Genomic DNA, 10813 nt, shown 5'->3' on the forward strand with positions numbered 1-10813 from the left:
GCCGGTGCGTTCGGCCCAGCGGGCACACCGTCGAGCCAACCAAGCTCGGGAACCGATGGTGCACCTGTAGGCCACGACGGCGCTGAACCGCGGGGAGCAACCGGAACCGTCGGCACACCTGAGGCCAGCACTCCCGGCAACGTCGGGACGATGCCTTCGGTGGGCACCGCATATGCGCTGAGGTCAGCCGGCACGAACGAATCCGCGATGCCGCCTGACGTCGCCGCAGTTGATGGTCCTGTCGTCGTATCCGGCACGTTGCCCCGCGGGGCCACCGGAACCGCCTGCGGTGGTGGCTCCGGTTCCGGGGACGTCGGGGCAGGAAGGTAGACGTCGGAGACGCCGAGCAACGGAACCGGCACCGGGTACTGATCCGCGGAGCCAGCCGCCGTGTGACCTGTCGAGGCGGCCGCCGTTGTGTCGGGCGCGTTGCCCCGCGGCGCAACCGGCGCCGACTGCGGCGGACTGTCGAAACCGGGCCGGATGCTGGCCGCGTAGAGCTGGCTGGCCAGCGCCGAGAGTTCCGCTGCGCTGAGAGGCAAGTCGCTTTCGGCGTCTACCGCGCGGTGCTCACTTGTACTCATGGAATCGGTCCACGGCAACGCCATCGAGCACGGCGAGGGCGTCGTCGGTGAGCACGGCTAACGAGGTGTACAGCGTCACCAGATAGCGGGCGATCGCCGACTCGTTGATGCCGGTGAACCGCACCGACAACCCCGGCGCCTGCTCGCCGACCAGGCCGGGCTGGAACAACCCCACCACACCTTGGCGCTCCTCACCGGTGCGCACCAGGATGAACTTGGTCTTGCTCTTCTCCACCGGAACCTTGTCCGACGGGATGATCGGAATGCCTCGCCACGTGATGAACTGCGCGCCGAACAGGCTGACGACCACCGGAGGCACGCCGCGACGGGTGGCCTCGCGACCGAATGCGGCGACACCCTGTGGGTGCGTCAGGAAGAAGCTGGGCGTCTTCCAGACCTTGGTGATCAACGCGTCGAGATCATCGGGCGTGGGCGGACCACCCAACGTCTGGATGGTCTGCTCGGGAGTCGCCTGCGCCAGCAATCCGTACTCGGGACTGTTGACCAGCTCGAACTCCTGGCGTTCCTTGATCGTCTCGATCGTTAGCCGCAGCTGCTGAGTGACCTGGTCGTGCGGGCTGGAGTACAGGTCAGAAACCCGGGTGTGAATGTCGAGCAGCGTGGCAATCGTCCGCAGCGTGTACTCGCGCGGGCTGGTCTCGTAGTCGACGTAGGTCTCGGGTAGCGGTCCCTCGTTGCCGGCACCGTCTTCAGACTTGACCGCGACCTGCTCGGGATTGACCACCCGGTTGACCCGGTAGATGCCGGCCTCCACCGGGACCCAGCTCAGCAGATGGAGCAGCCAGCGCGGGGTGATGGTGGAAAGCTGGGGAACAGTCTTTGTCGCGTTGGCTAGCTGCCTGGCAGCAAGATCGCCAAGTGCCTGTGACTCGTTCTGAGCCGACGTCATCGTGGTCCTTCCGTCGTCGAGTGCTGATCGCTGTCCGGCCGCGCAGGCCGCCGACCGGGTTGGCTCCGCACTGAACCAGCGCAAGTGTAAAACTCAGCATGATTTTTATCTCGGCGGGGCTGCGGGTTCAACGGTCGAAGGGCCCGCGTCAAATCATGCCCTATAGTGGCGATATGCAACACGCCGCACAGCCGCGCTTCGTCCCCTCGCGCTGCCACGCCGCCATCTGTTGTTGCTGTTGTTGTCGTTGATTTCCTGACGCCCTTCTGACGCTGTAGAAATCTGCGCGCTTCCCGCCTCAAGGCGATCAACTCCGCTTGGCCGGAGAGATCGGATTGCGCACCGCTCCAAAGTCTTTCAGGAAGCTCAAGCAACAATGACTGTTCTATATCCCAGCCACCGCACCGCGGGACAGGTAGCGAGCACCAGCCGCGTCGCGATCCGTCCGGCCACTGAACTGTCGCGCCTGACGCGCTACCGCGGGGGCACTTATTCGCACACGGTGGAAAAAGTCATCTTCATCGACGGCAGCTGGGCGCGCACCGACCTGATTCGGCTCAATCCCAACGTGCCGGCCTACTCGCTGGACTTCACCGGCATCTCGCCCCGCCACCCATCGCGCTACCAGCTCGGCACCTGGTCGGAGCTGTCTCACCTACGCGCGTCGGGCAAAGAGGCCGAGGTCGACTGGATCCTGCGACACTCCTATCCCCTGCTGACCACCGCCGAGCTGAGCCGTCGCCTCCGCGACGCCGGTTATCCGATCGGGCCGGCCAACATCAGCGAACACGAGGCGATCGCTGCGACCCAGGCCGCGATCTGGTACCTGACCAACGGGCTGGCCCTGGACACCCGGCCACTCAATGTGCCGATCGCCGTGCGGCGCACCCGCGGGTCGGTCACCACGTTCGAATTCGACGGCGAACCTCAGCTGGGCGGCTATTCGGTATGTTCCGGGTCTGACGTCACCGCCGTGCTGCGACTCCAAAAATCATCCAATGGCGTTGTCTGGCATGATGTTTCGGGATCATTGCTCACTACCGGCACCACCGCGGGCCGTTATCAGCGCACGCTGGGCGAGGGCAGCACGCTGTCGACCAGCAGCCACGGCCGTGGCGGACGCGGTTATCGCTACTACCGGCTGATCTTCACGTCCGAGACCGGCACACCGAAGATCGAGCACGTCAATTTCTGGTTGACCGGTGCACGGCATTACCGCAACGCCGACAAGGTCGTGCACCTGTACAACTACCTGCTCAGCGGGGCGGCCGCGGCCGCTCGCTCAGCCCACAAGCCCGGCGTTGCACTCATCGACGTCCACGCTGTCGCCGACGCCGACCTGGTCGGACCCTTCCAGGTAACTACCCCGCTGACGCTCGCCGCGTCAGCTGGACACCAGCTCGTTGACGCGGACGGCCATGCCGTGGATTCCGTTCAGCCGCGAACCGATTTCTACATTCGCCGAGCACCGAGTTCATCGGCCGCGACTGTCACGGCGAAAACTTCGGTCGATCTGCACGGACGCGTTCTGACCGGAGTGGCATTGGACCGCGGGGCACAACGGTTTACCCCCGTTGCGCTAGCCATCCCCACCGAGACAGCCATAGAGTTCGACATAAGCTGGGAGGCCGACGACCTTTGATCCGCGACCGTGGGAGCGAATCTAAATGAGCATTGCCGAAGACGTTACACAACTAGTCGGAAATACACCGCTGGTCCGCCTGCGCCGGGTAACCGAGGGCGCCGTGGCCGACGTGGTCGCCAAGTTGGAGTACTTCAACCCCGGGGGCAGCGTCAAAGACCGCATCGGGGTCGCGATGCTCGATGCCGCCGAAGAAGCGGGGCTGCTCAAGCCGGACACCATCATCCTCGAGCCCACAAGTGGGAACACCGGCATTGCGCTGGCGATGGTCGCGGCGGCGCGCGGCTACAAACTCGTTCTGACCATGCCGGACACCATGAGCATCGAGCGCCGAGTGTTGTTGCGCGCGTACGGCGCCGAGCTCGTTTTGACCCCGGGGAAAGACGGCATGCCGGGCGCGATCGCCAAGGCCGAGGAACTGGCCAAGAGTGACCAGCGGTATTTCGTGCCCCAGCAGTTCGAGAACCCGGCCAACCCGGCTATCCATCGGGCCACCACCGCGGAAGAAGTGTGGAAGCAGACGGACGGCAAGATCGACTTCTTCATCTCGGGCGTCGGCACCGGCGGCACCATTACCGGTGTCGCCCAAGTCATCAAAGAGCGCAAGCCGGAAGCCAAGTTCATCGCCGTCGAACCGGCCGCATCACCGGTGCTGTCCGGCGGACAGAAAGGGCCGCACCCGATCCAGGGCATCGGCGCGGGTTTCATTCCCCCGGTACTCGATCAAGATCTGGTCGACGAGGTCATCACCGTCGGCAATGACGATGCGCTCAACCTGGCTCGCCGCCTTGCCCTCGAAGAGGGCCTACTGGTCGGGATCTCTTCGGGCGCAGCGGTAGTCGCTGCGCTGCAGGTCGCTCACCGACCTGAGAACAAAGGCAAGCTCGTGGTCGTCATCCTGCCCTCGTCCGGTGAACGGTATTTGAGCACCGTGCTGTTCTCCGATTTGGCGGACTAACCATGCTCGCCGCGTTCCGGAGCGACATCCAAGCGGCAAAAGACCGCGATCCCGCCGTCCCCAGCACGCTGCAGGTCGTGTTCGCCTACCCCGGTGTGCACGCTATCTGGGGCCACCGGGTCAGCCACTGGCTGTGGGGACGCGGTGCGAAAGTGGCCGCTCGCACGCTCAGCGAGATCACCCGAATCCTGACCGGGGTCGACATCCATCCCGGCGCGATCATCGGAAGTCGCGTGTTCATCGACCACGCGACTGGTGTGGTGATCGGCGAAACCGCCGAGGTGGGCGACGATGTCACGATCTTCCACGGCGTCACGCTCGGGGGAACCGGTGCAGACACTGGCAAACGTCATCCGACCATCGGCGACCGGGTGATCATCGGCGCCGGCGCCAAAGTGCTCGGTGCGATCAAAGTCGGCGACGACAGCCGGATCGGCGCCAATGCCGTTGTTGTCAAAGAAGTTCCGAGCAGCGCCGTGGTCATCGGAGTTCCCGGGCAGGCCATCAGCCATCATGGCTCAAGCGGCAGCGACGCCGCGATACCCGACCTTGTCGGGATCAGCCTGCAGTCCCTACTGACCAGGGTCACCAGACTCGAGTCCCAGTCCGACACGCCGCAGACCGGTCGCGTCATCCGGCCACCCGAAGCCGGCGTGTGGCACGGCGAGGACTTCTCCATCTAGGCTGCGCCGGATTCCTGCCAGGCGCCGTAGCCGCCCATCAGGTCTGCGACGGCATGGAACCCTGCAGCGCGCAACAGGCTTGCCGCCACCAGCGAGCGGTAGCCACTGGCGCAGTACGTGACCACCGGCGCGCGGTAATCCAGACTGTCGATCGAATCGGTCAGGGACGGTAGCGGAATCTCACGCGCGCCGTGGATAACGCCCTCGGCCGTCTCTCCCGGGTTGCGCACGTCGACCAGCTGAAGATCGGGCTCCGTGTACATCAGTTCCGCAAGTTGCTCAGGCGTGAAACGCGAAGCGGTCTCGACCAGATCATGCCATCGCGTGAAAACACCTGGTAAGTCTTGTAATTGGCCTATGACGCGATCGAAGCCGACCCTGGCGAGGCGGGTCTTGGCTTCCTGCGCGTGCGCTGCATCACCGACCAGGATGATGTCGCTGTCCGGCGACACGACAATGCCGACGGATTCCGCGAAGCGCCCTTGCAATCCGATGTTGACCGCACCGCGCAGGTGTCCGCGGGCGTACTCGGCCTCCTCTCGGCCATCGAGCAGAATGGCCCCCACCGCGGCGTGCCTGCAGACATCATCGATGTCCAACAGCGGTGGCGGGTTTTCGTCCCGCAGCGGATGCTGCTCACGATTGCGCACAGAGTTGAACTCGAAATAACGCGGCCGCGGCGGCTGATCCTCGGTGAGCGTCGCGACAAACCGCTCGACTCCGACGATTTGGAGCGCGTAATTGGTTCGCCGCTGCTCACCGATCGTCGAGCTGGTTTCACTCGACAGGTTTTTGCCACACGATGATCCGGCGCCGTGCGCGGGGAAGACACGAGTGGCATCGGGCAGCTTCAGAAGCTTGTCATGCAGCGACTGATACATCGAGCGTGCCAACGTCTCGGCCGAAAGGCCGTTGTCCGCCAGCAGGTCTGGACGTCCCACGTCTCCGACGAACAAGGTGTCGCCGGTCAGCACCCCATAGGGCACTTCATCGTCGGCACGCTCGTACACCACGATGCAGATCGACTCGGGTGTATGGCCCGGAGTCGCGAGAATTTCCAGGGTGACGTCCCCCAGCGAGATGCGCTGGCCGTCGAGCAGCGGCTCGACCGGAAACTCGACATCGGCATCTTTGCCGTAGGAGATCACCGCGCCGGTAGCAGCCGCAAGCTCCAGATGACCGCTCAAAAAGTCCGCGTGAATATGGGTCTCGACGACGCGTTCGATGCGTAAGCCGTGCTCAGCAGCCTCGTTCAGATATTCGTCGACGTCGCGACGGGGATCGACCACGACTGACCGCCCGGTCGTCTCGTCCCCGATCAGATACGACGCCTGCGACAAACAGCCGAGGTAGTGCTGCGTAAAAATCATGCTGCTCCGCTCCCCAAGTGCCCCCAAAACACCATGTTCCCGCTGACGGCACCGACCGGCAATTTGAAATCAGTCTGAGTTCAAGATGTGCCTGGTAGCAGTCGCCGATTAGGTTCCGGGCAGGTCGACCTCGGTGAATGAGGTGATCCACCGATGCGGTGGACGCGCTGTGTTCGGCTCACCAGGACGCTCGACGCCGAGTACCGACCAGCCGGCCGCGGCCGCGGCGTCGAGTTCGTCGGGATGGTCGGACAGGAAGAGGATCTCCTCAGGTGCCAGGCCGATCGTCTTGGCAATCGTTTCGTACGAGAAGCTTTCACGCTTGGCTCCGGCGTTGGCCAGATCGAACCAACCGCTGATCAGCGACGCCAGATCGCCGCCACGAGCATAGGCGAACCAATCCTGTTGGTTGCGGACCGAACCCGAGGAGTAGATATGCAACTCGACACCCGCTTCGCGCCAAGCCGCCAGCGCCGGGGGTACGTCGTCGAAGAATTCGCCGTGCAAAGCACCGCTGCAAAAACCCGCGGCGCAAACCAGGCCCTGCGCGGCCTTCAACGGCGCGGCTTTCACATCGGAATCGAGCCAATCACAGAGGATTTCCGCTACTTCGACCGGACCGGCGTCAGGTTGTGCCGATAATTCACGGGTTTGAGCGATCACCGAGTCGGCGGGACCGTCGACATTGTCTGCCAGCCATTGCCCCAGATGGTGACGGGTGTAGTTGTAGAGGCCCTCACGCACCGAACTGGTCGGGCTGGTGGTGCCCTCGATGTCGATGACGATCGCTGCGATCACGTCGCGACGAGCTGATCGAGTGTCGGAAAGCGTTCTCCGATCGGATCGCCGGTGAAGTCGCCGATCCAGCCGTCCGCCTGCTCGAAGAACCGGATCGCGGCGAACTCGGGGTCCGAACCCATATCGAACCAATGCCGGGTGCCAGCTGGCACCGTCAGCAGATCGCCGCTTTCACACACCACTGCAAAGACTTGCGGCTCGAGATGAAGGTAGAAGCAGGCGCGTCCGGCAACGAAGAAGCGCACTTCGTCTTCGGCGTGCCGGTGCTCGGCCAGAAATTTCGAGCGAGCGGCGGCCGCCGTCGCGTGCCAGTCGGGGTCGTTGTGGTCGGGTCGCAGCGCGGCCACATCGATGTGCCGATAGCGGTGGTCGGCGTTGATCGCCGCGACCTGGTCAGCATGGTCGGCCAAGATCCGCTCGGCCGGCCCGCTCGTGTCGACGTCAGCAGCAATCGGTCGGCGATCGAAAACGATTCCCCGCGTGGCAAGCTCGTCGCCGATGAGGCGGGCGTCGTCGGTGCGCAACCGCACCTCGTCGGCGTCGGTGTCGGCCATCACCTGCAGCAATGTCATTCGATCCCTATCTCGCGGCGCCCGGTCAGCGTCGCCAACTCACACATCGCTTCCAAACATTCGACGCGGTCGCGAGCCTGCGCAAGGTCGGCGCCCCACGCGGTGATCCCGTGGCCGGCGATGAACAGTACCGGCGGGGCCTCCGGATTTTGTTTCAGATGTTGCTCGATGTCCTCGCCGATGCCTGCGACATCGACGTGATTGGTGAACACCGGGATGCTGATGGTGCCGGAAGTACCCAGTCCTTTGATCAGCTCGTAGCCGGTGAAGGTCAAAGTCGCTGAAGCACCCGCCGTTTGGGCGGTCGCGTGCGGCGCATGAACGTGAACGACGGCATCGGCCTCGGTGGCCCGGTAGATCGCGGTGTGAATCGCGGTCTCCGCCGAGGGACGGCGGCTACCCGACACCGGTTGTGAGTCGGCGACGGCCACCGTCACCATATCGTCGCCGGTGAGCTCGCCCTTGGACAGCCCGCTGCCGGTGATCACCGCCGTCTGCCCGGTGCGCACCGAAATATTGCCTGCCGTACCTGGCATCCAGCCACGCGCGTACAAGCTGCGCGCGATGTCGGCAATCTGGTGTCCCACAACGGTATTCGCCTCGCCGATCGGACCGTTTTCGGTTACCACAGCGGTGATCAGCTCCGGGGGTGTGACATCGAACGCGGGATTGAAGACGGCGGTACGGTCCGGGGCGGTGGCAACGCCACCGACATGAGTGATTTCCGCTGCGGCCCGCTCTTCGACGACGATCTCGGCTCCCGTCGCCGTCGCGAGGTCACGAGTCGATTCGGGCGCGACAACGATGAACGGGATGCCGTGCCGGTGCGCCGCCACCGCCAGCGGATAGGTGCCGATCTTGTTCGCGACCGAGCCGTCGGCAGCGATGCGGTCCGCGCCGACCAGCACGCAGTCGACCTGCCCGGTGGCCATCGCCCACGCCGCGGCGGAGTCGATCGTCAGCCGGTGCGCAATGCCCGCCTCGGCCAACTCCCACGCGGTCAGCCGGGCTCCCTGCAGCAGCGGTCGCGTCTCGTCGACCAACACCTCGGCGACCTTGCCGCGAGCATGCAGCACCCGCAACGCCCCGAGCGCAGTACCGACTGCGGTGGTGGCCAGCCGGCCGGTGTTGCAGTGGGTGAGCACGCGCAGCGGACGGTCGGGACACAGCCGCAACACCAAGTCGGCCGCATGGGTGGCAAGCGTCCGGTTCACCCGCGCATCCTCGGCCAGCATCAGCTGGGCCTCCGCGAGCACGGCATCCGGGCCCGCGGGCAACGTGGCCAGCGCTCGCCGCACACCCCAGGCCAGATTCACCGCGGTGGGCCGGGCCGATGCGATCCGGGCGGCTTCCGACGTCGTCGTGTCGGCGTCGCCGACGTGCGTGTATGCCGCCAGCGCCACACCGAACGCGCCGGCCACCCCGAGCGCCGGCGCACCCCGGATGGCCAGCGTCTTGATCGCCTCGATGAGCTCGTCGACGCCTGCGATGCGCAGCCAGCGCAACTCGCGCGGCAGCAGGCGCTGGTCGATGGCCAGCAGTGCGCCGTCGGCCCAGGTGATCGAGCTTTCCGCCACAGCCTCGGATCGCGACTCCAGTGTCGTCACGCACCCCATCCAACCCCGACTCCGAGCCCGCGGCCAGAATTCTTAACAGGACAACCAGGCCGATCTGGCCGACAATGAGCCAATGCGATTGTCTTTTGCACTTGCCGCCGTGGCCACCATGGTCGGTCTGGCCGTGCCGGCGCTGGCCGACCCGCCGCCACCGAGCGTGCCGGACAACCCGGCAGCTGACGCGACGTTTCTCGACTCACTCAACAAAGCCGGCATGACGTACAGCAATGGCTCGAGCGCGATCGCGGCTGGCCGAATGGCTTGTGATTTGATGAACTCGGGCACGTCGGAAAAGGACGTCGTCGACAAGTTGAGCATGCTCAATCCGGGTTTGAACTCCGGCGGCGCGATGAAGTTCGCGGCCCTGGCATCGAGCGCATACTGTCCGGACTACCTGAACAAGTCCAGCACGCCGACCAAGCAACCGGGGCCGCTCGGCGGCTTTGGCGGAATGGGTCGCTAGCGGTACTGGCTCCCCCGGGTGGACTCGAACCACCAACCCTTCGGTTAACAGCCGAATGCTCTGCCAATTGAGCTACAGGGGACTACCTGGTGTCCGCGGCACTTCGGCGCGGATCGCTGGATGACTCTAGCGTACTGGCGTACGCACGCCCAACCAGACCGATCGCCCGCCGGGGGGCACCAAACCGCGGGCATGGGGCAGGATGGACGCAGAAGCGCCAACCTCGAAAGGGACCGTTTTGATCCGTTACGTCGTCGTGCTGGGACTGGGCTATGTGTTGGGCACAAAGGCCGGTCGCCGTCGTTACGAGCAGATCGTCGGCACCTACCGGGCGCTGACCAGTAGCCCCGCCGCCAAGTCGGTGATCGACGGGAGCCGGCGCAGGATCGCGAACCGGGTGTCGCCGGACGCACGGATGGTGACGCTCACCGAGATCGACGACGCGACCACCGTGGTCGAGGCGCAACGGCCCGTCAATGGGAGCCGTTAGACGGTGAGGTCGTCGCCGGTGGCCTGCTCTTTGAGACTGCGCCGATAGGCCTCCATCGCGACCAGATCGCCGAACAGCGCGTGATAATCGTCGCCCTGTTCCACCGGCGACATCCGCTGCAGTTTGGACTTGACCTCGGCGATCTGCCGGCCGATCCAGACCTCTTGTAGGCGGGCCAGCACGCCGGCGATGGAACGCGGCAGCTTGTCTTCGTCATCGACCAGGATCGATTCCACCCCAAGCTCGTTGATCAACGCCTCGACCGCCGGCGTTGCGGCACCTTCGCGCACCACCTCACTCCAGCGTGCCCCGGTGATACCGGCGGCGATGCCGCCCGCCGCCGTGATCGCCGCGCGCACGGCTGCGTAGCCGGGGTGCGTGAAACTTTCCACGGTCAGCGTGTCAAACACCGGCCCGGCCAGCGCGGGGTACTGCAACGCGGACTTGAGCGCCTCACGCTGTGGTCGCAGCGTCGGGTCGCTGGGGTCAGGACGGGGCACCGCCGGCTTCGCGCCCGCATCGGGCTGCGCGGCAGGACGACGTGTTTTGTTGCGCCCTTGCGCGGTCGGGTTTTTCGCCTCTTGCCGGACCCGGCTGATCACCTGCGCGACGTCGGACCAGCCAACCCAGCCGGCCAGCTGTCGCGCGTATTCGTCGCGCAGCGTCGGGTCCTTGATCTGGGCGACAATCGGCACGCAACGCCGCAGCGCGGACACCCGGCCTTCGG

Annotated in this window: 10 protein-coding genes, 1 tRNA gene and 2 pseudogenes; 5 read left to right on the plus strand and 8 right to left on the minus strand. The window is 65.2% G+C overall.

All coding sequences use genetic code 11. The features are described from left to right. Together VGH54_RS11350 and VGH54_RS11355 are read right to left on the minus strand one after the other, a co-directional pair. Positions 1-584 (minus strand): annotated as a pseudogene (locus VGH54_RS11350) (cysteine desulfurase); the annotation flags it as partial. After that, on the minus strand, positions 571-1494 hold the full coding sequence (locus VGH54_RS11355; protein ID WP_331512086.1) for a family 2A encapsulin nanocompartment shell protein: 924 nt from the start codon (positions 1492-1494) through the stop codon (positions 571-573). The pseudogene VGH54_RS11350 and the gene VGH54_RS11355, both read right to left, overlap by 14 nt. Positions 1495-1870: 376 nt before the next feature. Here VGH54_RS11355 and VGH54_RS11360 point away from each other — a divergent pair, with 376 nt between their 5' ends. Genes VGH54_RS11360 through cysE form a run of 3 tightly spaced genes read left to right on the plus strand, consistent with a single transcriptional unit; the run spans position 1871 to position 4777 of the window. Next, positions 1871-3136 (plus strand): TQXA domain-containing protein, encoded by a 1266-nt coding sequence (locus VGH54_RS11360; protein WP_331512087.1) that lies wholly within the window; start codon positions 1871-1873, stop codon positions 3134-3136. A gap of 25 nt (positions 3137-3161) precedes the next feature. Further along, on the plus strand, positions 3162-4094 hold the full coding sequence (gene cysK, locus VGH54_RS11365; RefSeq protein WP_331512088.1) for a cysteine synthase A: 933 nt from the start codon (positions 3162-3164) through the stop codon (positions 4092-4094). Positions 4095-4096: 2 nt separating this feature from the next. Beyond that, positions 4097-4777 carry a serine O-acetyltransferase gene (gene cysE, locus VGH54_RS11370; protein WP_331512089.1) on the plus strand — a complete coding sequence of 227 codons (681 nt, stop codon included), beginning with the start codon at positions 4097-4099 and terminating at the stop codon, positions 4775-4777. Here cysE and VGH54_RS11375 read toward each other — a convergent pair. The 4 genes from VGH54_RS11375 to mtnA all read right to left on the minus strand — a co-directional run bounded on the left by VGH54_RS11375 (position 4774) and on the right by mtnA (position 9094). Continuing rightward, positions 4774-6147 (minus strand): MBL fold metallo-hydrolase, encoded by a 1374-nt coding sequence (locus VGH54_RS11375; RefSeq protein WP_331512090.1) that lies wholly within the window; start codon positions 6145-6147, stop codon positions 4774-4776. The two genes, cysE and VGH54_RS11375, sit on opposite strands and share 4 nt — an antisense overlap. A 108-nt stretch (positions 6148-6255) precedes the next feature. Further along, positions 6256-6945, minus strand: a complete 690-nt coding sequence (gene mtnC, locus VGH54_RS11380; protein ID WP_331512092.1) for an acireductone synthase — start codon at positions 6943-6945, stop codon at positions 6256-6258. Further along, positions 6942-7517 (minus strand): cupin, encoded by a 576-nt coding sequence (locus tag VGH54_RS11385; protein ID WP_331512093.1) that lies wholly within the window; start codon positions 7515-7517, stop codon positions 6942-6944. Before VGH54_RS11385 ends, mtnC begins: the two co-directional genes overlap by 4 nt. Then, a complete protein-coding gene (gene mtnA / locus VGH54_RS11390; protein ID WP_331512095.1) occupies positions 7514-9094 on the minus strand; it encodes an S-methyl-5-thioribose-1-phosphate isomerase in 1581 nt (526 codons plus the stop codon). Before mtnA ends, VGH54_RS11385 begins: the two co-directional genes overlap by 4 nt. A 112-nt stretch (positions 9095-9206) precedes the next feature. Between mtnA and VGH54_RS11395 the strand changes: the two genes are divergently transcribed. After that, positions 9207-9596, plus strand: a complete 390-nt coding sequence (locus tag VGH54_RS11395) for a DUF732 domain-containing protein (protein ID WP_331512094.1) — start codon at positions 9207-9209, stop codon at positions 9594-9596. A gap of 6 nt (positions 9597-9602) precedes the next feature. On the opposite strand, the gene VGH54_RS11400 is transcribed toward VGH54_RS11395, so the two are convergent. Then, positions 9603-9678 (minus strand) — tRNA-Asn (locus VGH54_RS11400). Positions 9679-9834: 156 nt separating this feature from the next. Between VGH54_RS11400 and VGH54_RS11405 the strand changes: the two genes are divergently transcribed. Then, positions 9835-10086, plus strand: a complete 252-nt coding sequence (locus VGH54_RS11405; RefSeq protein WP_331512096.1) for a hypothetical protein — start codon at positions 9835-9837, stop codon at positions 10084-10086. On the opposite strand, the pseudogene VGH54_RS11410 reads toward VGH54_RS11405, so the two are convergent. Continuing rightward, positions 10083-10813 (minus strand): annotated as a pseudogene (locus tag VGH54_RS11410) (DNA primase); the annotation flags it as partial. The gene VGH54_RS11405 and the pseudogene VGH54_RS11410 sit on opposite strands and share 4 nt — an antisense overlap.

This window comes from Mycobacterium sp., assembly GCF_036488105.1.
GTDB lineage: Bacteria > Actinomycetota > Actinomycetes > Mycobacteriales > Mycobacteriaceae > Mycobacterium.

Excerpts from the sequence above, each read along its gene's own strand:
- cysE (WP_331512089.1), top strand. The coding sequence starts at position 4,097 with ATGCTCGCCGCGTTCCGGAGCGACATCCAAGCGGCAAAAGACCGCGAT.
- VGH54_RS11395 (WP_331512094.1), top strand. The coding sequence starts at position 9,207 with ATGCGATTGTCTTTTGCACTTGCCGCCGTGGCCACCATGGTCGGTCTG.
- VGH54_RS11355 (WP_331512086.1), bottom strand. The coding sequence starts at position 1,494 with ATGACGTCGGCTCAGAACGAGTCACAGGCACTTGGCGATCTTGCTGCC.
- VGH54_RS11375 (WP_331512090.1), bottom strand. The coding sequence starts at position 6,147 with ATGATTTTTACGCAGCACTACCTCGGCTGTTTGTCGCAGGCGTCGTAT.
- VGH54_RS11360 (WP_331512087.1), top strand. The coding sequence starts at position 1,871 with ATGACTGTTCTATATCCCAGCCACCGCACCGCGGGACAGGTAGCGAGC.
- VGH54_RS11385 (WP_331512093.1), bottom strand. The coding sequence starts at position 7,517 with ATGACATTGCTGCAGGTGATGGCCGACACCGACGCCGACGAGGTGCGG.
- cysK (WP_331512088.1), top strand. The coding sequence starts at position 3,162 with ATGAGCATTGCCGAAGACGTTACACAACTAGTCGGAAATACACCGCTG.